This is a genomic window from Pseudoruegeria sp. HB172150 (genome assembly GCF_013184805.1).
In the GTDB taxonomy this organism is placed as follows: Bacteria; Pseudomonadota; Alphaproteobacteria; order Rhodobacterales; family Rhodobacteraceae; genus Psychromarinibacter.
The window spans coordinates 134,849-157,374 of the sequence record NZ_JAATNG010000007.1; the positions used below are offsets into that span (position 1 = coordinate 134,849).

The 22,526-nt window shown below is 66.6% G+C and carries 20 protein-coding genes; 13 read left to right on the plus strand and 7 right to left on the minus strand.

The features are described from left to right. Positions 1 to 36 precede the first annotated feature (36 nt). From HCO70_RS22530 to HCO70_RS22540, 3 genes are read left to right on the plus strand one after another with little or no spacing between them, the layout of a single operon-like run. Positions 37 to 762 (plus strand): glycosyltransferase family 2 protein, encoded by a 726-nt coding sequence (locus HCO70_RS22530; RefSeq protein WP_172300155.1) that lies wholly within the window; start codon positions 37 to 39, stop codon positions 760 to 762. Then, complete coding sequence (locus HCO70_RS22535) at positions 762 to 1,070, plus strand: lipid-A-disaccharide synthase N-terminal domain-containing protein (protein ID WP_172300156.1); 309 nt, start codon at positions 762 to 764, stop codon at positions 1,068 to 1,070. Before HCO70_RS22530 ends, HCO70_RS22535 begins: the two co-directional genes overlap by 1 nt. After that, positions 1,045 to 2,502: a glycosyltransferase family 39 protein gene (locus tag HCO70_RS22540; RefSeq protein WP_172300157.1), complete on the plus strand. Its 1,458-nt coding sequence runs from the start codon at positions 1,045 to 1,047 to the stop codon at positions 2,500 to 2,502. Before HCO70_RS22535 ends, HCO70_RS22540 begins: the two co-directional genes overlap by 26 nt. An 18-nt stretch (positions 2,503 to 2,520) precedes the next feature. Here the strand turns inward: HCO70_RS22540 and HCO70_RS22545 are convergent, their stop codons facing one another. The 7 genes from HCO70_RS22545 to HCO70_RS22575 form a co-directional block, all read right to left on the minus strand. After that, positions 2,521 to 2,982, minus strand: coding sequence for an Rrf2 family transcriptional regulator (locus HCO70_RS22545; RefSeq protein ID WP_172300158.1), 462 nt, complete (start codon positions 2,980 to 2,982; stop codon positions 2,521 to 2,523). A gap of 111 nt (positions 2,983 to 3,093) precedes the next feature. Continuing rightward, positions 3,094 to 3,891 carry an SDR family oxidoreductase gene (locus HCO70_RS22550; RefSeq protein WP_172300159.1) on the minus strand — a complete coding sequence of 266 codons (798 nt, stop codon included), beginning with the start codon at positions 3,889 to 3,891 and terminating at the stop codon, positions 3,094 to 3,096. 52 nt (positions 3,892 to 3,943) lie between these two features. Then, the gene (locus tag HCO70_RS22555; RefSeq protein WP_172300160.1) at positions 3,944 to 5,689 is read right to left on the minus strand and encodes an ATP-binding protein; all 1,746 of its coding nucleotides are present in this window, start codon (positions 5,687 to 5,689) and stop codon (positions 3,944 to 3,946) included. 81 nt (positions 5,690 to 5,770) lie between these two features. After that, entirely contained in the window at positions 5,771 to 7,510 is a 1,740-nt protein-coding gene (locus HCO70_RS22560; RefSeq protein WP_172300161.1) for a hydantoinase B/oxoprolinase family protein, read from the minus strand. Then, positions 7,507 to 7,908, minus strand: coding sequence for a DUF1801 domain-containing protein (locus tag HCO70_RS22565; protein ID WP_172300162.1), 402 nt, complete (start codon positions 7,906 to 7,908; stop codon positions 7,507 to 7,509). The genes HCO70_RS22560 and HCO70_RS22565 overlap by 4 nt, the downstream gene beginning before the upstream one ends. Beyond that, the gene (locus tag HCO70_RS22570; protein ID WP_172300163.1) at positions 7,905 to 9,956 is read right to left on the minus strand and encodes a hydantoinase/oxoprolinase family protein; all 2,052 of its coding nucleotides are present in this window, start codon (positions 9,954 to 9,956) and stop codon (positions 7,905 to 7,907) included. The genes HCO70_RS22565 and HCO70_RS22570 overlap by 4 nt, the downstream gene beginning before the upstream one ends. 52 nt (positions 9,957 to 10,008) lie before the next feature. Then, positions 10,009 to 10,755: a copper chaperone PCu(A)C gene (locus HCO70_RS22575; protein WP_172300164.1), complete on the minus strand. Its 747-nt coding sequence runs from the start codon at positions 10,753 to 10,755 to the stop codon at positions 10,009 to 10,011. Positions 10,756 to 10,816: 61 nt separating this feature from the next. Between HCO70_RS22575 and HCO70_RS22580 the strand changes: the two genes are divergently transcribed. From HCO70_RS22580 to HCO70_RS22625, 10 genes are all read left to right on the plus strand, one after another. Then, positions 10,817 to 12,169 carry a hypothetical protein gene (locus tag HCO70_RS22580; RefSeq protein WP_172300165.1) on the plus strand — a complete coding sequence of 451 codons (1,353 nt, stop codon included), beginning with the start codon at positions 10,817 to 10,819 and terminating at the stop codon, positions 12,167 to 12,169. A 107-nt stretch (positions 12,170 to 12,276) separates the two neighbouring features. After that, positions 12,277 to 13,560: an ABC transporter substrate-binding protein gene (locus tag HCO70_RS22585; RefSeq protein ID WP_172300166.1), complete on the plus strand. Its 1,284-nt coding sequence runs from the start codon at positions 12,277 to 12,279 to the stop codon at positions 13,558 to 13,560. 151 nt (positions 13,561 to 13,711) lie between these two features. Then, complete coding sequence (locus HCO70_RS22590; protein WP_172300167.1) at positions 13,712 to 14,128, plus strand: VOC family protein; 417 nt, start codon at positions 13,712 to 13,714, stop codon at positions 14,126 to 14,128. Positions 14,129 to 14,149: 21 nt separating this feature from the next. Beyond that, a complete protein-coding gene (locus HCO70_RS22595; RefSeq protein ID WP_172300168.1) occupies positions 14,150 to 15,076 on the plus strand; it encodes a branched-chain amino acid ABC transporter permease in 927 nt (308 codons plus the stop codon). Beyond that, positions 15,073 to 16,017 carry a branched-chain amino acid ABC transporter permease gene (locus HCO70_RS22600; protein ID WP_172300169.1) on the plus strand — a complete coding sequence of 315 codons (945 nt, stop codon included), beginning with the start codon at positions 15,073 to 15,075 and terminating at the stop codon, positions 16,015 to 16,017. Before HCO70_RS22595 ends, HCO70_RS22600 begins: the two co-directional genes overlap by 4 nt. Further along, positions 16,014 to 16,715, plus strand: coding sequence for an ABC transporter ATP-binding protein (locus tag HCO70_RS22605; RefSeq protein WP_172300170.1), 702 nt, complete (start codon positions 16,014 to 16,016; stop codon positions 16,713 to 16,715). Before HCO70_RS22600 ends, HCO70_RS22605 begins: the two co-directional genes overlap by 4 nt. Continuing rightward, positions 16,715 to 17,410, plus strand: a complete 696-nt coding sequence (locus HCO70_RS22610) for an ABC transporter ATP-binding protein (RefSeq protein WP_172300171.1) — start codon at positions 16,715 to 16,717, stop codon at positions 17,408 to 17,410. The genes HCO70_RS22605 and HCO70_RS22610 overlap by 1 nt, the downstream gene beginning before the upstream one ends. 69 nt (positions 17,411 to 17,479) lie before the next feature. Next, positions 17,480 to 18,334 carry a xanthine dehydrogenase family protein subunit M gene (locus tag HCO70_RS22615; RefSeq protein WP_172300172.1) on the plus strand — a complete coding sequence of 285 codons (855 nt, stop codon included), beginning with the start codon at positions 17,480 to 17,482 and terminating at the stop codon, positions 18,332 to 18,334. After that, on the plus strand, positions 18,331 to 21,051 hold the full coding sequence (locus HCO70_RS22620; protein WP_172300173.1) for a molybdopterin cofactor-binding domain-containing protein: 2,721 nt from the start codon (positions 18,331 to 18,333) through the stop codon (positions 21,049 to 21,051). The genes HCO70_RS22615 and HCO70_RS22620 overlap by 4 nt, the downstream gene beginning before the upstream one ends. After that, entirely contained in the window at positions 21,048 to 22,523 is a 1,476-nt protein-coding gene (locus tag HCO70_RS22625) for a 6-hydroxynicotinate reductase (RefSeq protein WP_172300174.1), read from the plus strand. The genes HCO70_RS22620 and HCO70_RS22625 overlap by 4 nt, the downstream gene beginning before the upstream one ends. Positions 22,524 to 22,526 lie beyond the last annotated feature (3 nt).

Here is a 22,526-nt window from a genome sequence, read left to right on the forward strand (position 1 = left end):
TTAACGTTTCCACCCTAGGCGCGAGTGGAGCCGTTCATGGCTTTGGTATCCATCGTCATTCCGATGCGGAACGAGGCGGAGAACATCCGCCCGCTGGTGGAGGATATCGTCGATGCCTGCGCGGCGCTGGACAGCTACGAGGTGATTGTGGTCGATGACGGCTCGACCGACGGGACCGTCGCGCGCGCCACCCAACTGGGCACAGAGCACCCGCAGGTGCGACTGGTGCGCCATGCCGCGTCCGGCGGGCAGAGTGCGGCGGTTCACTCCGGTGTGCTGGCCGCGGCCGCGCCCATCGTCTGCACGCTGGACGGCGACGGGCAGAACCCGCCTTCGGAGTTGCCGAAGCTCTGGGGACCGCTGCTTGCCGACACCACCGGGCGGATCGGGCTGGTCGCTGGGCAGCGGGTGAACCGACAGGATACTTGGTCGAAACGGTTCGGCTCTCGCTTTGCCAACGGGCTGCGGGCGTGGATGCTGAAGGACGGCACGCGGGATACCGGCTGCGGGCTGAAGGGGTTCCGGCGCGACGCGTTCCTGCGGCTTCCCTATTTCGATCACATGCACCGCTATCTGCCGGCGCTGTTCAAGCGCGACGGCTGGGAAGTGGTGCTGGTCGACGTCGCCCACAGGGAGCGGCATGCGGGGCGGTCGAATTATTCGAACCTGCAGCGCGCGCTGGTGGGGGTCCACGACCTGTTCGGCGTGGCGTGGCTGATCCGGCGCCGGAAGAAGACCGCGCCAATCGAGGCGGACGAGTGATGATGGAAACGCTTTTCACCTGGCTGCACGTTCACAGCTGGACGGAATTCTGGTGGGTCGTCTTCGGGCTGGCGGGGCAGCTTCTGTTCATGGGGCGGTTCCTGGTGCAGTGGATTGCATCCGAACGGCAGCGCAAGTCGGTGGTGCCGCTGGCCTTCTGGTACTTTTCCATCGGCGGCGGGATCATCCTGTTCCTCTACGCTTGCTACAGGAAGGACCCCGTGTTCATCCTTGGGCAGTCGCTGGGTGTGTTCATTTACGGACGGAATTTGTGGTTGATCTATGCAGAGAAACGTAACGCCGCCTGACACCCGCGACTGGCCGCGCCGGGCGGCCCTGGCGGTTCTGGCAATTACGGCGGTGCGGGTCCTGCTGCTGGCGTTCAACCGGACCGACCTGTTCGTGGACGAGGCGCAGTACTGGCTGTGGGGCGAGGAGCTGGCCTTTGGCTATTATTCCAAGCCGCCGCTGATCGGCTGGGTTCTGGCCTTTTTCACCGCCTTCAGCGACGGGACGTTCTGGGTGAGGTTGCCGGGGCCGCTGTTTCATGGCGCGACGGCAATGATCATCGGCAGCATAGCGCACCGGCTTTATGGCGGGCGCACGGCGTTCTTCGTTGCGGTCAGCTACGTGACGCTGCCGATGGTGGCGCTGGCGAGTTTGCTGATCTCCACCGACACGATCATGTTTCCGTTCCTTGCCGGATCGTTGGCCTGCTATTTGCGGCTGCTGGACAAGAAGGAAACCAGGTTCGCAGTGCTGACAGGGCTGCTGCTGGGGCTGGCGTTCCTGGGCAAATACGCGGCGATTTATTACCCGATCTGCGCGGCGCTGGCGGCACTGGTGTTCCACGAAGCGCGGCCATCGCGGCGGCATATCGGCATCCTTCTGGGCGTCTTCGCCGTGACGATCCTGCCGAACCTGATCTGGAACGTTCTGAACGGGTTCTCGACACTGTCGCATACGCTCGACAACGCCGACTGGGTGCGCGCGCCCGGCTCGCGAGCAGGCCTGCATCCCGGCGCGCTGGCCGAGTTCTTCCTGTCGCAGTTCGCGGTGTTCGGGCCGGTCCTGTTCAGCGCGCTGCTGATCGTTGCGGCCACGGCAAAGCGCCGCTCGCCGGTGGCGCAATTCCTTCTGATCTTTTCGATCCCGATCCTGCTGATCGTCTGCGTGCAGGCGCTCCTGAGCCGCGCCTATGCCAACTGGGCGGCGGCGGCCTACATTGCGGGGCTTCTGGTCGCGGTGCCGTGGCTGATGGGCAGGCACCGGCGGTGGATGATCGCCTCTTTCGCGATCAACGGTTTCTTCTGCGTTGTCCTGCCGCTGCTGACGCTATTCCCGGAACAACTGAAGATCCGGGGGCAGCAGGTGCTGTCGCGCTACACCGGACGGGCGGAGATGAGCGAGACGATCCTGGATATCGCCACGGACCTGCGGGTGGGCGCTATCGTGGCCGAGAACCGGGATGTGCTGGCGGACCTGTTCTATACCGGGCGCGACAGCGGCATCGGGATCTACGCGATCCCGCCGCAGGGACGTGCGCCGCATCACTATGCGCAGAAACACCCCTATGTGCCGGACGGGCGCGACGTGCTGCTGGTGCAGCCGCCGCAGGTCGAGGTGCCCTGTCCTGAAGAGGTCGTAGAGCTGGCCGAGATGGAACCGGAAGACGGCGCCTATCGCGACAAGCCACAGATGCTGTACCTGGTGCCGGGGGTCTGTATTGCCGCGCCTTAGGGCTTTCAGGTATGCGCCCTAGCGGCAGGCGACCATGGTAACTTCGTCTGTCTGCTGCAGGATGCGGCAGAGGCCGTCATTGGAATCCACCAGTTCCGACAGCGTCACTGTATCGAGATGGGAATAGAACGCCTCCAGCGCCTCCATGATGGAGCCGCGCAACCGGCAGGCACCGACCAGCGGGCAGGTGTTCTCGTCCATCTGCATGCATTCGACGACCGGCACATCCGCTTCGAGGTTGCGAAACACATCGCCGACGGAGATCTGGCCTGCCGGACGGCCAAGCCGGATACCGCCGCGCCGTCCGCGAATGGTGTCGAGATATCCCAACTGGCCCAGCCGGTTGACCACGTGGCCCAAGTGGTTCTCCGAGGAATTGCAGCCTTCGGCGATCTGCGACTTGGTGACGTTCCGGTCATTGTTCACCGCGCAGAACATCAATACCCGCATCGCCAGGTTGGTACGCTTCGTGATCCGCATATGACCCGCCTCCACAAACGACGTCTGATCGTGTCTAGCACCAGCCGCGCTTTGGGGAATTGATGTGGGTCAAATGCCGATTTTTTGGACGGCGCCCGGCGAAGCGGCCTGTCAGACGTCGTTCGTGTCCGGATAGGCGCCCGCGACCTGCTGGTCGAAATCCATTACCGACCCGGTGACGACACCGGATTGCGGACCAAGGAAGAACGCCGTCTGCCGCGCCACGTGCTCCGGCTTGACCAGCATGCCGAACGGCATGCTCGCCTCCACATCGGCCAGCCAGCCTTCGGGGCGGTCATGGTATTTCTGCTGGATCACGTCCTCGCCGGGCGTGTCCATCCAGCCGACATTGATCGCGTTCACCCGGATGCGGTGCTTTGACAGGGCGGCGGCGGAGTTCTTGGTAATGTTCAGGAGCGCCGCCTTCGATGCCGAATAGGGCGCGAGGAACGGCAGCCCGCAATGCACCACGATGGACAGGATGTTCACGCAGGTGCCGGGGATCCGCTCGTCGATACAGCGCTGGGCAAAACGCTGCAGCGCAAAGAACGGTCCCTTGGTGTTGGTGTTCAGGATCTGATCCCAAAGCGCCGGCGTGGTGTCGAGAATCGAACCGCGGTCCGTCATCGCGGCGCAGTTCACCAGAGAGGTGACGCCCTCCATATGCTCGCCCGCGCTGTCGACCATGTAGATCGCCGCGTCGGCATCGGACATGTCGACCTGCAGGTAATAGGCCTCGGCCCCGGTCTCGCGCAGCGCGTCGGCAGCCTTGGCGCCTCGGTGCGGGTTGCGGCCGGTCACCACCACCCTGCGGCAACCCTGCGCAACAAGTTCCTGCGCGATGGCAAAGCCCAGCCCCTGCGTGCCGCCCGTGATCAGGGCGCGCGTGCCCGCGTGGAAATCGGTCATGATACGTCCCTCCCTGACGTCATGAAATTGGTGACGCCGTGGCGCGAAACGGTCAAGCGGAACCCGCGAGAGCCTCTGCGATGGCGGTGAACAGCGCGGCGCGGTTGACGGGCTTCAGCAGCACGGGCAGACCGTCCTTCTCTGCCACCGCGTTGCTTTCCTCCGGCAGGTAGCCGGAAATCAGGATCGTCCGCAGCTCCGGCTGCCTCTCGTGCAGTTTCCGCACCAGTTCCGGGCCGCGCATTGCGCCCGGCATCACGACATCGCTCAGAAGCAGATCGAAGGGACCGTCCGCATCGAAGCGGCGCAGCGCCTCGGCGGCATCGGAAACATGGACGATATGGTGCCCTTCGCTGCGCAGCATTGCGACGAGGACGTCGCCGACCTGGGCATCGTCTTCGGCCAACATGATACGCAAAGGGCGCAGCTTCGGCACAGGCGCCTCGGTGCCGTCATCGTCACCATCGGCGGGTGCCACACCCTCGGCGGCGGGAAAGTAGAGGCGGAACTCCGTGCCACGCCCCGGTTCGGATTCCAGTTCCACGCGTCCGCCGAGACTTTTGACAAAGTTCCTGACCTCGGCCAGTCCGAGCCCGTTATTGGTGGCCAACGACTTGGTGCTGAAAAACGGCCGGAACACATCCTCCCTGATGGCGGGGTCGATACCGCGGCCGGTATCAGAGACCGTCAGAACCACGATGCGCCTTGCCGGATTGTCCCCCTTCGCCGGCGTCACGATCGTCCGGGTACCAACGTCGATGCGCCCGCCCTTTGGCATCGCGTCACGCGCATTGATGACGAGGTTCAGCAACGCGTTTCCCGCCAGAGTGCGATCTGCCTCGACCGAAGGCAGATCGGGCGCAAGATCGAAAGTCAGATCGATGTTCGCCGGCAGGCTGCGACGCAGCAGCGGTTGCATGTCCGAAATCGCATGGTTCAGGTCGATGCGCCGCTGACCGTCCGGATCGGCGCGGGCGAAGCCGAGCATGTTGCGCGTCAGGTCGCTGCCGCGGTTCGTGGCTGAAATGGCCTCCTCCACCAGTTTCGCCTGTTCCGCGGTGGGCTGCGTGTCCTGCAGCAGTTCCAGATTGCCAAGGATCACGGCCAGCAGGTTGTTGAAGTCATGCGCAATGCCACCGCTGAGCCGACCAAGGCTTTCCAGACGCTTGGTCTCGGCCTCGCGGGCCTGTCGCTCGCGCTGCTCGGTGATGTCGATGGCGGCATAGAGAACCTTCACCATCCGCCCGCTCTCGTCGAAGACAGGAGTCGCGGTTTCGTGCAGCCAGCGCATGTCGCCCGGTTTCTGCGTCCGATAGACGATGTCGCGCGGCTTGCCCTCCGGCAGCCGGGCGTAGGCTTCCTCCATTGCCTCCCTGTCGTCGGGATAGATGAGGAACCGCCCCTGGTCCGGATCGTTCGCGGTCTTGCGGCAGAATTCCTCGACGGTCAGGCCGAAAGCGGCCGCCATGCGCGGCGAACAGCATTCGCATCGCTGTTCGACGAAGTCCCAGACATAGTACCCGAGCTGCGCAAGGTCGGCGGCCTGTTCGAGGCGCCGATGCTGCAACTGGGCGCGGGTCCTGCTTTCGCGAAGCTCCGCCTCCAGACGCTTCACCTGCGCCTGCAGGTCCGAGGCGCTCGGCATGTGGCCGGCTCCGAAAAGGCCGAAGAAGCCGCGTTTGGCAGGTTTGGTATGGGTCGTGCCCGGTTTGTCGCCCGGCGCGCCAGAGTCACCCAGCCGTTCGTTCCCGTCCGCCTTCTGGCCGGACGGCGTATCCGACCGGGAAAACAAAGTCACATTTACACCCTCCGCGAGCAGCATGGCGCGCGTTTCGAGGCAGTCTGGCGCGCCAAGGCGCGTGAAACAAGGTTTAAGAGGTTAACGCCGGGTACCGCGCAGACCGAGGGTGCCTTTGGCGTCGACCTTGCCGCCGGACAGGACCACCCCGAATTCCGCCTCTGCCTGCGCTTCGGTGTAGTAGCCCAGCGCGACGTCACGGCGCACGGCTTCGGGATCGCGCGTGAAGGGATCGCCATAGCCGCCCCCGCCCGGCGTGCGCACGTGCACGCGGTCGCCGGGGCCGAGCGGGATGCCCTGTTCCTTCGACAGATGCGGCGGAACGTGCGGCGCGCCGTTCTGGTAGACGGTCACCTCGTTCGGTGCGCCGTCGCTGCCGCCCAGCGCGCCCTGCGGACCAAAGCGGCCGTGGTCCATGACGAAGCTCGCCTGCGCCTGCCCGCGTCTGAGTTCGACCATGTAATCGAGGCCGAAACCGCCGCGGTGCTGTCCTGCGCCACCGGAACCTTCGTGCAGGCGGTAGTGGTGATAGAGAACCGGGAAGGCCTGTTCCATGATCTCGACCGGCGGCGCCTTGGAGATGCCGATGGTGGAGCAGCCGTTCGACAGCCCGTCGTGGTCGGCATTGCCGCCATAGCCGCCGCCGGAGAGCTGGTACATCACGAAGCCGCGGTTGCGCGCCGGGTCGTGGCCGCCGAGGGCGAAGTTGCCGGAGGTTCCTGCGGGCGCGGCGGTGATGCGGTCGGGGAGCGCCGGGACGAGGGCGGCGAAGACGGCCTCGGCGATGCGCTGCGAGACCTCAGCCGCGCATCCCGATACGGGCCGGGGGTACTGCGCGTCGAGGAAGGTGTCCTCGATGCCGGTGACGTGCAGCGGCTCGAAGGCGCCGGCGGAGATCGGGACCTCCGGGAAGATATGGCGCATGGCGAGGTAGACCGAGGAGAGTGTCGTTGCGCGGACGGAGTTCATCGGGCCAAGGCAGGGGGCGCTGGAGCCGGTGAAGTCGAAGGTCAGCGCGTCGTTCTTGCGGGTGACGGTCAGGCGGATCGCGAGCGGTTCGTCCACCACGCCGTCACTATCGACCCACGCGGTGCTTTCATAGCGCCCTTCCGGGATCTCCGCGATGAAGGCGCGCATTTGCTGCGCTGCACGGGTGCGGAGTTCGGCGATGGCCTCTGTCACCGTTTCGTCGCCGTAACGGTCCATCAGCGCGTTCAGCCGGTCCTCGCCCACGATCAGCGCGGCGGCCTGCGCCTTGACGTCGCCGATGCGCTGGTCGGCGACGCGGATGTTGGAGCAGATGATCTGGTAGATCTCCCGGTCCAGTTCCCCGCGCTTGAAGAGTTTCACGGGCGGCAGGCGCAGGCCCTCCTGTTCCACGGCGGTGGCGCTGGCGGAAAACCCGCCGGGAACGGCGCCGCCGGTATCGGGCCAGTGGCCGGTGTTGGAGAGCCAGCAGTAGAGCTTGCCGTTCCGGTAGAACGGCCGGGCGAAACGGACGTCCATCAGGTGGGTGCCGCCGAGATAGGGATCGTTGACGATGTAGATGTCGTTGGGGTCTGGGGCCGCGGTGATACCCGCCGCGATGCGCTCGATCAGGGTGCGGGTGCTGTATTGCATGGTGCCGACGAAGACCGGCAGCCCACCCGCCCCCTGCGCGATGAGGGAGCCGTCTTCGGCGGAATAGATGCCGTCTGAGCGGTCGTTGGCCTCGGCGATCACCGGAGAGAAAGCGGCACGGGAGAAGCTCAGGTCCATCTCGTCACAGACCTGCAGCAGCCCCGCCTGGATGACGGAGAGGGTGATGGGATCGAGAGTCATGACGCCGCCCTCTTTGCCCGGTGATAGGTCAGCGCGCGGGTCAGACAGAGAGCGAGCGCGTCGGGGTCGCTGGACTCTGCCAGGATCAGGGCGCGGTTGCCCGAGTAGTCGAAGGCGTCCGGCAGGTCTGTGCGGAAGCTGTCGACGAGGGTGGTCTGGCAGTGGAACAGCACGGCGGGCTGGCCGCCGACGAGGCCGAGGCGGATGGTGCTGCCTGCCTTCGTCTGCTCGGTCAGGTAGGCAGGTTCGCCCCATTTGAGCGTCTCGGTCATGGGACCGGCCTTGGTTTCGTCGGCGAGCTGGAGGATCGTTTCGCGGGCCTGTAGGAGAAGCGCGCGGGGTTCTGGCGGGAAGGCGTCGAAGGCCTTTGCGACAGCTGCGGGCATGGCGGTAGTCATCGGGCGACCTCCACCATCAGGTTGCCCTGCGCGTCGCAGGTGGCCACGTCGCCGGGTTCGATCAGCACGGTCGTGTCCATCTGCTCCACCACGGCGGGGCCGTGCAGGGTGGCGCCCAGCGGCAGGAGTTCGCGGCGGTAGATCGGGGTCTGGTGCAGGCCGGCGTCGAATTGCACCGGGCGGGCGGTGATGCGCGCCTCGGCCATGGTGGCGGCGCGGCCCGCGGGGTCGATGAGGGTGGAGAGGTCGACGGGAGGACGCTCTCCGATGACGGAGGTGTTCACGTTGACGACGGCCGCGCGGATTTCTGCGAGGTCGACGCGGAAGCGGTCGTGGTAGACCTTCTCGAATTCGGCCTGCAGGTCGGCGCGGCTGATGCCCGGGTCGGCGACGGGCACTCGGATCAGGTGAGTCTGGCCGATGAACTGCATATCGACCGAATGAACGCTGCGGATGCTGCGCAGCGAAACGCTCTCTCCATCGATCATGTCGCGGCCCTCGGCGGTCTGCGCGTCGAAAATGCTGCGCAGCATTTCCATGTCGAGATTGTCCAGCGGGGTGCCGATCGTGCGGACGTAATTGTGGCGCAAGTCGGCGACGACGCAGCCGATGGCGTTGGTGATGCCGGGGCGCGGCGGGATCATCACGCGAGGAATCCCAAGCTCTTTCGCGAGTGCTGAAGCATGCAGCGGGCCGGCACCGCCGAAGGCGAACAGGGCGAAATCGCGGGGGTCGGCGCCGAGCGAGACAGAGACCATGCGGATCGCGCCGGCCATGCGGGCGTTGGCGACGCGGATCACGGCTGCGGCGGCATCCTCAGGGCTGAGTCCGAGCGGATCACCAAGTTTCGCCGCGAAAATGCTGCGGACGTCCTGCAGCGAAACGCCGCCTTCGACGTTGATATGTCCCGGGTCGAGGCGGCCGAGGAGGAGGTTCGCGTCGGAGATGGTGGGTTCCGCTCCGCCGCGTCCATAGCAGATCGGGCCGGGGTTCGACCCGGCGCTTTCGGGGCCGACCTGCAGCAGCCCCGCCGCGTTCACCCGCGCGATGGAGCCGCCGCCTGCGCCGACGGTGCGGACATCGACCATCGGCACGTGGATCGGCATGGCGTATTCGATCTCGGTCTCGTTGGAGACCTGCGGCTCGGCATTGCGGATCAATGCCACGTCGGTGGAGGTGCCGCCCATGTCGTAGGTGATCAGGTTCTCGACGCCCGCCGCCCGTCCGGCATAGGCGGCCGCCATGACGCCGGAGGCGGGGCCGGACATGACCGTCTTCGCCGCTTCCTCGGCGACGCGGTCGGCAGAGACCATGCCGCCGTTGCCGTTCATCACAAGCAGTTCGCTGCGGTATCCGCCGCGCTTCAGCTCTGCCTCAAGGTGGCGGATGTAGCGGGCGAGCAGCGGCTGGACCGAGGCGTTGACGGCGGCGGTCACGCCACGCTCGAACTCGCGGCTTTCCGATAGCAGGGCGTGGCCCATGGTGATGTAGTCGTTCGGCCAGATGCTGCGCAGCATTTCCGCGCAGCGAAGCTCGTGCGCGGGGTTGGCGTAGGCGTGCAGGAAGTGGACGACGACCGACTCGCAGCCCATTTCCAGCAGCGCCTTTCCCGCTGTCAGAACGGCGTTTTCGTCCAGCGGGACGACTACTTCGCCGGCCGCGTCCATGCGTTCCGGTACTTCCAGCCGCAGGTCGCGGGGGATGATCGGGCGGAAGTCGCCCTTCATCCCGTAGGCCTGCGGCCGGGTGCGGCGGCCAAGTTCCAACACGTCGCGGAAGCCCTGCGTCGTGATCAGGCCGGTATTGGACAGTTTGCGTTCCAGCACCGCGTTGGTGGTCGTCGTGGTGCCGTGAACGATCAGGTCCAGCGCGGCAAGGTCACTGTCGGCGGCCGCCAGCGCGTTCAGCACGCCGAGGGCCTGATTGTCGGTGGTGGAAGACACCTTGGCGAGGCGGACGGCCCCCGTCGCCTGGTCGATCTGAACCAGGTCGGTGAACGTTCCGCCAACATCGATGCCGACAACCTGCCCGGAGTCTGCGCGCTTCATACCTGCCCACATTCAAAGACCGGGCAATCAAGGACAGCCATGACGGCGGGTGTCAATCCACCGAGACCCGGGCGGCGGCAGTAACGGGCGCACCGTCCACGAAATAGGCGCGGTGGTCGTTGGTGTTGAGCGTGACGCGAAGCTCGTGGTCGCCGGGCGGCAGAGCGCCGACATGCTGTTCGGTTCCATAGACCCGGCCCAGCTTCAGCCCGTCGAGATACAGGTGCCCGTGGCCGATGCCCGGTACGTGCGGGGAATCGGCGGCCTCGGCGGAAAAGGTGAAGTTCTCTGCCTGCAGCATGATCTTCCAGCCGTCGTCCTCCGGCCCGACCAGCATCTCCAGATGCGGTGCGGGCTCGTCCGGCGGAACCGGGTAATAATCGGAATGGTCCATGTCCATTCCGCCCGCGACGCGGGCACGGGTCGAGACGGCGCCGGCCTCGGCAAAGCGCAGGGTGATCGGCACCAGGCGACCTTCCTCGGTCTCGCCCGGCAGGCCCATCAGCATGCCGTGCGCGCCATCCATCGCAAGCGCGGGGGTCGAACCGGCGGGAACCGGCAGTCCTTCGGTAAAGGATGCGCCCGCCATCATCAGCTGGCCCTCGCCGGTCGACACCTCGATCAGCCGGTCCGGCGGGCCGGGGTTGTCGATCTTGACGGTCAGCGCATAGCCGCCGCCCATCGGCACCAGCTGCGCATCGGTCAGGGCGATATCCGTCGCGCGCCCGAAGATCAGGAACAGGGCCGCACCGGCCGCCAGCACGGCGACGGATGCGGCAAGAATCGCAAGGGGTTTCACTTCACCCTCCGCCGCGTACTCTCCCCGCATGAACCCTAGCCGCCGGACGCGATTCCCGAAAGTGTTGTCTGTCTTTCCTGCGCTGGCCGCGGGCCGGGCGGATGCGCATGCCTCGGAACAGAGCCTCGTGCTGCTTTTGCCGACAGATGTTTACACCGGCGCCGGGGTTGCGGCGGTGGCGGCGACGGTGGTGTTGCTGGCGGTGCTTCCGGCCCGTTGGGTGCGGGGAGTGTTTGCCTCGGCGGCCCTGTGGCGGTGGCAGGTCGGCCGGGCGAAGCTGGTCACGAGCTGGCTGTCGTTTCTGTTCCTTGTCGTGCTGATCGTGGCCGGGCTGGAAGGGCCGCGCGATCCGCTGGCGAACCCGCTGCCGCTGGTGATCTGGACGGTGTTCTGGGCGGGGCTGGTGTTCGTTCAGGGACTGGTCGGCGACGTCTGGAGCTGGGTGAATCCGTGGCGCGGGCCGGTAGCGGCGGCGCGGCGGTTCACCGGTCGGCCAGTGCGGTGGCGCTTCGGCGTCTGGCCGGGCGTGGCGACGTTCCTTGCCTTCGCGGGATTCCTGCTGGCTGACCCGGCTCCGTCCGATCCGGACCGGCTGGCCGTGGTTGTGGGGCTATACTGGATTTTCACCTTTGCGATGGCACTGGTCTTCGGCCCGCGCTGGCTGCGGCATGGCGAGGGGCTGACGCTGGCGTTGACGGCCTATGCGCGGGTCGGTCTGTTCGGGCGACGGGGCGGGAAGTTGCGGATTGGCCTGCCCGGCTGGCAGATCGCGACGGGGCGCGCCGCGCCGGGACTGGCGCTGATCTCGGTTCTGCTGCTCGGCACCGGCAGCTTCGATGGCGTCAACGAGACGTTCTGGTGGCTCAACCGGCTGGGCCTGAACCCGTTCGAGTTTCCCGGCCGGTCCGCGGTGGTCCCGCAGACGCTGATCGGGCTGGCGGTGGCGAATGCGCTTCTGCTGGCGGTTCTGACCGTCAGCCTGTGGATTGGCCTGCGTCTGGTCGGTGGCGGCATGGGTCTGCGAGCCGCATTCATCCGCTTCGCGCCGACGCTGCTGCCCATCGCGCTTGGCTATCACCTCGCGCATTACCTCACGAGTTTCCTTGTCGACGGGCAATACTCGCTGGTGGCACTGAGCGATCCGTTCCTCACCGGCGCGGACCTGCTGGGGCTGGGCGAATTCTACGTGACGACCGGCTTCTTCAACACGACCGGCACCGTGCGGACCATCTACCTGACGCAGGCGGGCGCGGTCGTGGCGGGGCATATCCTTGCCGTCCTCCTCGCCCACGCGGTCGCGCTGCGCGCGTTCGGAGACAGCCGGCGCGCAGCGATCAGTCAGATCCCTTTGGCGCTGTTCATGATTGCCTACACTTTGTTCGGACTCTGGCTGCTGTCCTCGCCGCGCTTCTGAGCCGAGGAAAAACCATTGGACAGGCAGCGGGCTGCTTTGCAGAGTTGGGGTCAGAACAGGCGGAGCCGGGGTTTCCGCGATAATCCACGAACCGGGGGGTTCTGATCATGACGAACAAGACCGACACCACACGCCGCGGCGCGCTCAAGACGCTGGCCGCCGGGGGCGCCGCTGCCGCCTCTATGCCGCTTTGGGCGCGCTACACACATGCGCAAAGCGCCGAGCCGATCAAGATCGGCTTTCAGGTACACAAGACCGGCATCGGCGCCGCCTATGGCCGCTGGTACGACCGCACTACGACGGCCGCCGCCGCGCTGATCAACGAGGCCGGCGGTATCAACGGCCGCCCGGTTGAGATCATCGCCGAGGATGACGGCACCGATCCGGCGCGCGGCGCCGAGGTGGTCGCGAAATTCGCCAACCAGCATGGCTGCGACCTGGCCTTCGGTACGCTGTTCAGCCACGTCGTCGTCGGCTCTGCCCCGACGGCCGGAGAGCTGAAGCTGCCCTATTTCGTGGTCTCCGAAGGCCACCACGTCGCTTCGGGCGCGCTGAACCGCTGGACGCTTCAGCCGGGCATCACCGATGTGAAGAGCCAGGTGATGTCGATGGCGCCCTATGTCGTGGGTAATCTCGGCAAGAAGGTCACCATGCTCTTCCCCGACTACGCCTTCGGCCATGACCACCGCGATTTCTTCTCTGCCGCGGTCGAGGCGAATGGCGGCGAGATCGCCGCGCTGATCCCGATCCCGCCGACGGAGACCTCGTTCACCAAGTACTTCCCGAAGATCCCGCGCGATACCGAGGTGCTGTACCACGTGATGGTCGGTCCCGCCGTGCTGACCTTCGTCAAGGAACTGGGCGAATTCTTCGGCCCGTCGGCGCCCGCGATCTTCGGCTTCATCGACTCGTTGGAGGCGGTCGACCTTGCCTCGCCCGGGCTGGAATTCCTGGACGGCACCTATTTCTGGGAAGGCAACCCGCGCTACGCGCAGGCCGACCAGACCGAGTACGACAAGTTCTACCGCGAGAAGGTCGGCGTCGACGCCAACGGCGCCTCGGTCAGCGACCCGACCGACGTGTCGACCTACGCCCACATGTTCGGCTGCTGGGAAACGCTTTACGTGATCAAGGCGGGCATGGAAGCGGCGGGTTATTCCGGGCCGGAAGACCGGCAGGCGCTGGTGGAGGCGGTCGAGGCGATCACCGACATGCCGCAGTCGAACGAGCACCCGCAGGGCGCCAAGCTGTTCAACGGCAAGACGCACCAGGTCTTCGGCCCTCAATACATCAGCCAGGTCGGCGGCGGAAAGCTGAACGTGGTGCACACGACCTCGATCGAGGACACGCTGTATCCGGACGAGGTGGATTACACGACGATGTCGTTCTGAGCCTTCCGACGGGGGCTTTCGCGGTTGATGCGGGAGCCTCCGGCGGGGATATTTCTGGCCAGAAGAAGCAGGGGGCCGGACCACAGGCCCCCGAGGCGCGCGGGGTGGCGCCGTTCCTGTTGAAAGACCTGTCCATGCCGGGAGCCATCCGATGATCACCGCGATTTCGCCTTTCCTCGCGTTCCGCAAAGGCGCGCGCGAGGCGCTGGAATTCTACGTCTCGGCCTTTCCGGACGCCATCGTGCTGCAGGCGGAAATCTACGGGCCGGGTGAGGAAGGGCCGGAGGGCAACCTGCGGCTGGCCGTCCTACAGATCGGGGCGGCGCGGCTGCGGCTGATCGACGGGCACGACGTGCCGCAGTTCGACTTCACCGCCGCGATGTCGGTTTTCGTCGAATGCGATGCGGCGAAGGACGTGGACGGCGCCGCGGAGAAACTGCTGGAGGGCGGCGCGGCGATGATGCCGGTGGACGAATACCCGTTCGCGGAACGTTTCGTCTGGCTGGCGGACAAGTTCGGCGTGAACTGGCAGTTGATCCACAGGCCCAAGCTGGAGACGGCGGCGTGACCGCATTGGGGAGCTAGGCCGTTGGAATTCGGACCCTATTTAATGCTCGCCTCGCTGGAGGGCGCGGTGACGGCGGCGGTGCTGGCGCTGACCGCCGTGGGGCTGAGCCTTGTCTTCGGGATCATGCGGGTGGTCAACGTCGCGCATGGCGAGTTCTTCATGCTGGGCGCGGTGCTGGCCTGGTGGGTGTCGTCCTGGTTTGGCGGCCACGTGGCCATCGGGTTCGTCGCGGCGCTGGTGATCGCGCCCATGCTGGTCGGCGCGGTGGCGGCGCTGGCCGATGTGACGATCCTGAAGCGGATCGACTATGACCCGGAGCGCACCATCGTGGTGACGATCGGGCTTCTCTACGTGATCCAGCAGGTCGTGCTGATGACCTATGGGCCGGAAGCGCGGCCGGTGGAGCCGCCGTTCAACACGCGGCTGGCGTTGCCCTGGTTCGAATGGGGCGAGAACGGGCTGCAGCTGTACTGGCCGTGGGGCCTGTCGACCACGTCCTACAAGCTTTTCGTGATCGCCGCGGCGGCGGTGGTGCTGGAAGCCGTCTGGCTGCTGATGCGGCACACGAAGATGGGGCTGGTGATGCGGGCGACGCAGCTTGACGGCGAGATGGCGCAGGTCTTCGGCATCCCGGTGGAGCGGGTCTATGCCTTTACCTTCGGCCTTGGCGCGGGACTGGCGGCGCTGGGGGCGGTGCTGATCGTGCCGATTCAGCAGGCGCATTACCTGATGGGGGGCGATCCGCTGCTCTTGTCCTTCATCGTGGTGATCATCGGCGGGTTGGGATCGCTGCCGGGAACCGTGGTCGCGGCGCTGCTGATTGGGATGTCGGACGGGATCATTTCGGTGTTCTTCTCGCCGACGCTGGCGAAGATCCTCGCGACGCTGCTTGTCGCGCTGGTGCTGGTGTTCCGGCCGCAGGGGCTGTTCGGGACGCGCACCGCATGACCGAGACGGCGAAGGCGGTGATCCTGCATCTTGGCCTGATCGCGGTGCTCTTCGCGCTGCAGTTCGTGCTGCCGGCCTATCATCACGGCAACATGGCGCGGGTCATGGTGCTGGCCACCTACGCGATGGGGTATAACCTGCTGTTCGGATATACCGGGCTTCTGAGCCTCGGCCATGCGATGTTCTTTGCCGCGGGCATGTACGGCATGGCGCTGACTGTCCGGCATCTCGGCTGGACGCCACCCCCGGCGCTGCTGGCGGGGCTTCTTTCCGGCGCGGTGCTGTCTGCGCTGGTGGGGGCGCTGGCGCTTCGCACGGTGGGCGTGGCCTTCATGATCGTGACGCTGATGTTCTCGCAGGCGGCGTACCTGACGATCCTGTACTTCACCACCTGGACCCGGGGCGAGGAAGGCTTTGTCCTGCAGCAGGTGCAACGCGTGTTCTGGGGTATCGACCCAAGCGACCCGACGACGCGCTATTTCCTCGCGCTGCTGGTCTTCGCTACCTGCCTGATGCTGTCGCTGTGGCTTGTGCGGAGCGGGTTCGGAAAGGTCCTGATCGCGATCCGCGAGAACGAGGACCGGGCGCAGATGCTGGGCTACGACATCTTCGCACACAAGCTGGGGGCGGTGGTGATATCCGGCACGATGTCGGCCACAGCGGGCGCGGTCTATGCGCTGCTGTTCGGCTATGCGGGGGCAAGTTTCGCGGGCGTGCAGTATTCGATCCTGCCGCTGCTCTGGGTGCTGCTGGGCGGTGCTGGCACGCTGATCGGGCCATTCATCGGGGCGCTTTTCACGTTCTACCTGATCGACATAACTAGCGGCTACACGTCGGCCTACATGGCGGTCGTCGGCGCGGTGCTGATCGCGCTGACACTGTTCGCGCGGCAGGGGATTGGCGGGGAGATCCGCGCCCGGGTCTGGCGGGGGCTGCCATGAGCCTGTTGTCGACCTCCGGCCTGTCGAAGGAGTTCGGCGGTCTGCGCGCCGTACATGACGTGTCCTTCGCGCTGGAGGAGGGCGAGGTCCGCGCGCTGATCGGGCCGAATGGCGCGGGGAAGACCACATTTGTCGGCATGCTCTGCGGCCGGATCGAGCCCTCGGCGGGGACGGTGCGGTTCGACGGCACCGATATCTCGCGCCTGCCAGCGCATCGCCGGATCCGGGCCGGGATGGCCTATACGTTCCAGATCACATCGGTCTTTGCGCGGCTGTCCTGCCACGAGAACGTGGCGCTGGCGGTGCGGCGGCGGAAGGGCAACGTAGCCAAGGACGTTCCCGAGGCGCTACGCCGGGTCGGGCTGGCGGACCGCGCCGAACAGCTGGCGGGCGACCTGTCCTATGGTCATCAGCGGCTTCTGGAGATCGCGATGGGTCTGGCGCAGAAGCCGCGTCTGCTGATCCTCGACGAGCCGACGCAGGGGCTGGCGGACAGCGAGATCGAGGATTTCGTCGCGCTGATCCGCGAACTGAAGGCCGAGGCCACGATCCTGCTGATCGAGCACAACATGGCCGTGGTGATGGAGGTCGCAGACGCGATCACCGTGCTGAACTTCGGCGAAGTGCTGGCGGAGGGCGCCCCGGCGGAGATCCGCGCCAACCGCGAGGTGCAGGCCGCCTATCTGGGGACCGGGTGATGCTGGAACTCAAGGGCATCTCCACAGGGTACGGACAGGCGCAGGTGCTGCGCGAGGTGTCGCTGGATGTGCAGGCGGGTGAGATCCACTGCCTGCTGGGCCGAAACGGCGCCGGGAAGACCACGACGATGAAGGCCATTGCCGGGGTGCTGCCGCTCTGGTCCGGCGAGATCGTGCTGGACGGCGAGGGGATCGGCGCGCTTCCGGCGCACAAGGTCGGGCGCACGGGTGTGGGGTACATCCCGCAGGGGCGGCGGCTTTTCGGGGAACTGACGGTGGCGCAGAACCTCGAGATCGGGCTGATGACGCGCCGATCCGGCCCCGCCGTCCGCGAGCGGGTGCTGGACCTGTTTCCCCGCCTGCGCGAACGCCTGACCCAACGGGCGCAGACCCTGTCCGGCGGCGAACAGCAGATGCTGGCGACGGCGCGCGCGCTTTGCGTCGAGCCCAAGGTCTTGCTGCTGGACGAACCCACCGAGGGCCTGCAGCCGTCGATGATCGATGCAATCCGCGAGGTGATCGTGCGCCTCCGTTCCGAGGGTGTCGCCATTCTGCTGGTGGAGCAGCGCGTCGACGCGGTGCTGAACGTCGCCGACCGCGTGACATTTCTGGAGAACGGGCATGCACGCGAAACCTGGGCTGCCGAAGATTTGCGCGGGCAGCATGTCGTGATTGACCGGTACCTCGGGGTCTAGGGCGGCACCATTGACAGTGCTCGGGGCGCGGGCGCAGTCTTTTACCGACGCTTGCCACAGGAGGGGTGCTTGACCGCCTATCACCGACCCATGGAGCTGCAGGAAGCGCTGGATCTTCTGGCGGCGGGCGGGCTGACGGTGGCGGCAGGCTGTACGGACCTTTACCCGGCGACGACGGCCAAGGCGCTGAAGGGCGATATCCTCGACATCACCGCTATTCCTGCCTTGCGTGGGATTTCTCTGGATGCGGGTGTTTGGCGGATCGGCGCGGCAACGACCTGGACGGACCTGCGGCGCGCCGACCTGCCGCCGAGTTTTGCAGGTCTGCAGGCGGCGGCGCGCGAGGTGGGATCGGTGCAGATCCAGAACGCGGGAACCGTGGCGGGCAACCTCTGCACCGCCTCGCCCGCCGCGGATGGCGCGCCCTGCCTTCTGACGCTGGACGCGTCCGTCGAACTGCGCTCCGCCGAAGGTGCGCGGGTGCTGTCGCTACAGGAATTCCTGCTTGGCGCGAGGCGCACCGCGCTGCGGCCGGGAGAGATTGTGACGGCCATCCTGATGCCGGAAGCGTCAGCGTCGGGACAAGGTGACTTCCTGAAGCTCGGCGCGCGGAAGTATCTGGTGATCTCCATCGCCATGGCCGCGGCGCGGGTGGAGATCGAAGACGGGCTGATCCGAAGCGCGGCCATCGCGGTGGGGGCCTGCGCGCCTGTGGCGGTCCGGCTTGCCGCGCTGGAGCAGCGCCTTGCGGGTCACCCGGTCACCGAGGCGGCGGCGATGGTCACCGAGGACATCGTCACGCCCGAGTTGTCGCCCATCGACGACATCCGGGGGGATGCCGCCTACAGGCTGACCGCCGCCACCGAACTCGTCCGGCGACTGCTGCTTCGCTGCGCAGCGAAACCGGCGGAGGCTGCGGCATGAACCGGCCCTTCGGAAAGCTGCAGATGCGCGTCAATGGGGCGGTTACGCCATTTGCCGCCACGCCCGGCCGCCGCCTGTCGGAGGTACTGCGCGAGGATCTGCGGCTGTTCGGAACGAAGATTGGCTGCGACGCCGGCGACTGCGGCGCGTGTACCGTCCTGCTGAACGGCGAGCCGGTCTGCGCCTGCCTTACCCCCGCCATCCGGGCCGACGGGGCAGAGGTCACGACGGTCGAGGGTATGGCCAGCGAACTGCCCCGGCTGCAGCAAAGCTTTCTGCGCCATGGCGCGGCGCAATGCGGCATCTGCACGCCCGGCTTGCTGACCACCGCCGCGGCATTGCTGCGCAGCAATCCGGCGCCGTCGCGTGCCGAGGTCGAGGATGCGCTTGGCGGCGTTCTCTGCCGGTGCACCGGCTATGCCAAGATCGTGGATGCTGTCTGCGATACCGGCGCCGAGCGACCGGCGGCAGCGTGCCCGGTGTCCGGCAAAGCCGTTGGCGCAAGGCTCGAACGGCTGGACGGAGGCCCCAAGGTCACGGGCGAGGAAAGTTATGGTGCCGACCTCGTGCTGCCCGATACGCTGGAAGTGCGCGCGATCCGCTCGCCGCACCACGCGGCGCGGTTCACGCTCGGCGACATCGCTGGGTGGGCGGCGAAGGCGACCGGGAAGGTAGAGGTCTTCACCGCCGCCGATATCCCGGGCGAGAACCTGTTCGGCACGATCCCCGATTTCGTCGACCAGCCCGCCATCGCTGGTGACCGAGTGAGGCAACGCGGCGAAGCGATCGCCATCGTCGTCGGCGAAGCCGCGACACTCGACGGGCTGGACCTTTCTACCTTCCCCGTTGACTGGACCCCGGAAGACTCTGGCATCGACCTCGACCACCTGCCCGAGGCAGATCTGCACCCGACGCGACCCGGCAACCGGATGATCGCCGGTCTTGTCCGCTGCGGCGATGCCGAGGGAGCGCTGGCGCAATCCGCCTTTACCGCGCAAACCACCATCGACACCGCCTATGTCGAGCACGCCTATATCGAGCCCGAGGCCGGTATCGCCTGGCTCGACGGCGACACGCTGGTGATCCGTGCCTGCACCCAGGCGCCGGTGATGGACCGCGACGAAACCGCCAAGGTCCTTGGCCTGCCGCGCGACAGGGTCCGCGTAATTCCGGCGGCGACCGGCGGCGGGTTTGGCGCGAAGCTCGACGTTTCGCTGCAGCCGTTGATCGGCCTCGCTGCGCTTAGGACCGGGCGTCCCTGCCGCATGGTCTACACCCGCTCTGAAAGCATGGCCTCGACGACGAAGCGGCACCCGGCGCGGATGACCGGCCGGATCGGTTGTGACGCCGAGGGCCACGTCACCGCGATGACCTTCGACGGCGATTTCAACACTGGTGCCTATGCCAGCTGGGGTCCGACCGTCGCCGTGCGCGTGCCGGTCCACGCCTCCGGCCCTTACCGCACGCCGAATTACCACGCCGAGGCGCGCGCAATGCACACCAACGGCCCGGCCGCCGGGGCCTTCCGTGGCTTCGGCGTGCCGCAAGCGGCGCTGGTGCAGGAGGCGCTTTATGACGACCTCGCCAAGGCAGCCGGGATCGACCGTCTGGATTTCCGCCTGATCAATGCCCTGCGCGATGGGGACCGTACCGTCTGCGGTCAGAAACCCGGTGGCATCGGTATCGCGGAGTGCCTTGAAGCGTTGAAACCGCATTGGGAACGCGCGTCCGATGAGGTCCGAGTACAGGGCATCGCCGGGAGTATCCGCCGCGGTATCGGCGTTGCCTCCTGCTGGTATGGCTGCGGCAATACCGGGCTGCCGAACCCCTCGACCATCCGCCTTGGCATCACCGCTAGCGGAGCGCTGGTCCTGCATCAGGGCGCAGCGGATATCGGACAGGGGTCGAATACTGTCGTCGCGCAGCTCTGTGCCGACGCGCTCGGCCTGCCGGTCGGGCAGATGACGCTGGTCGATGGCGACACAGCTAAGACGCCCGATTGCGGCAAGACTTCCGCCTCGCGCCAGACCTTCGTGACAGGAAAGGCGGCGATGCTGGCGGGGAAAATGCTGCGCAGCAAGATCCTCGTCATGAGCAACATGGGCGACGATGCGACCCTGTCGCTGGAGGGTGACGCATTGACAGTCACCGACGGCAAGGCGGCCCGCGAAATCCGCCTCGGCGATCTGCCTGCAGATGCGCACGGCTATGTCCTCGCGGCCGAGGAGACCTACGACCCGCCTACCCTGCCGCTCGACGAGAACGGGCAGGGCGAGCCTTATGCCGTCTACGGCTACGGCGCGCAGATCGCAGAGGTCGCGGTGGACATGACGCTGGGCACCGTGAAGGTCCTGCGCATCACCGCCGCCCACGATCTGGGCCGCGTGGTGAACCCGTTGCTGGCCGAGGGACAGGTGGAAGGTGGCGTCGCGCAGGGACTCGGCATGGCGCTTATGGAGGAGTACATCCCCGGCCGGACGGAGAACCTGCACGACTACCTGATCCCGACCTTCGGCGATATGCCCGAGATCCGCTCGATCTTCATCGAGAAGGCTGACCCCGAGGGGCCGATGGGCGCCAAGGGCCTTGGCGAGCATGTCCTTATCCCAACCGCCCCGGCGATCCTCAACGCGATCCGCGACGCGTCCGGCGCGCGCATCACCCGGCTGCCTGCCCTGCCGCATCGGGTGCTGGCCGCGATCAGGTCCGCAGAATGACAACCCGCGCCGATACCTCGACGGGCGACATCCCGGCGGCAAAGACGGAGAAGATCCGCTGCGACGCCTGCCCGGTGATGTGCTACATCGCCGAGGGCCGCGCGGGAGCCTGCGACCGTTATGCCAATATCGACGGGCGGATCACGCGCTGCGACCCGCTGACCGTGATCGACAAGCGCATCGAGGAGGGCGGAGAGATCGTGCCGTTTCTCGGCCGCGACTGGGACGGCAACATCGTTCCCGACGACGATCTTTTCATCACCGCCGTCGGCGCAGGCACGACCTATCCCGATTACAAGCCCGCGCCCTTCATTATCTCGCGCCAGGTCGACGGCGCGGATCTCGTCACCGTCGTGACCGAAGCGATCTTCAGCTACTGTGGCGTCAAGGTGAAGATCGACACAGACCGTCATCTTGGCCACGAGGCCTCTGCCGTGCGTGCGGGCGGCGAGGTGATCGGGCATGTGATGACCTCGGAATACGGCTCGCAGATGCTGTCGCTGGGCGGCGTCGATCATCTGACGGGTGGGTCCAAAGCCGAGGGCCGCGCCACCTGCGACGCGCTGATGAAGCTCTGCAATCGCGAGGCGGTGACGCTGACCATCGACAGCGGCGCCGAGGTGGTGGTGCAGGCGGGTCAGCCGCCCATCGTCGACGGCCGGCGCGAGGAGCGGATGCGTGTCGGCTGCGGGTCCGCCACCATCGGCATGTTTGCCGCGCAGTGGCAGGGGCTGGTGGACGAGGTGGTCGTGGTCGACGATCACATCACCGGGGTGGTCAGCGAGCATCAGGCGGGAAAGGTCATTGGCTGGCCCGACACCGGCATCCGTATCAAGGGGCGCCGGTCGACACCCGGACGCTATTTCCAGGTGGCTGAGCCGGGCCTTGGCTGGGGCGGCACGGATATCGAGGATCCTTTGACCATCCTCGGCCCGTGGCGGCCGGAGAAGGGGGCGCATCCGGGGCTGACCCTGCTGATGGTTTCCACCACCGGTGAGCAGTACGGCTACTATGTTCTGAATGACGACCTGGTGCCGGAACCCGCGCCGCTGCCCGACACGTTGGTCCGCACCGTGGAGCTGATCGCCGAGAACTGCGAACCAGCGCTTTGCACGGTCATGTTCATGGGCGGCGCGGGAGGATCGTTGCGCTCGGGCGTGACAACCAACCCCGTGAAGCTGACCCGCTCGGTGCAGGCGCTGAAGACGCAGGTCACCTGCGGTGGCGCGCCGGTCTATGTCTGGCCGGGGGGCGGCATCACCCTGATGGTCGACGTCACCACGATGCCGACCAATTCCTTCGGCTACGTACCGACGCCTGCTCTAGTGGCGCCGCTGGAATTCACCCTGCGGCGCGAAGACTACCGCGCGCTCGGCGGCCATGACGCGGCGGTGCGCGACGTGGATGATATCCTCGCCACCGGTGGCGAATACGGGGCGGCGGCCCGCGGGATCGCGCCGCGGCGGAAGTAACCG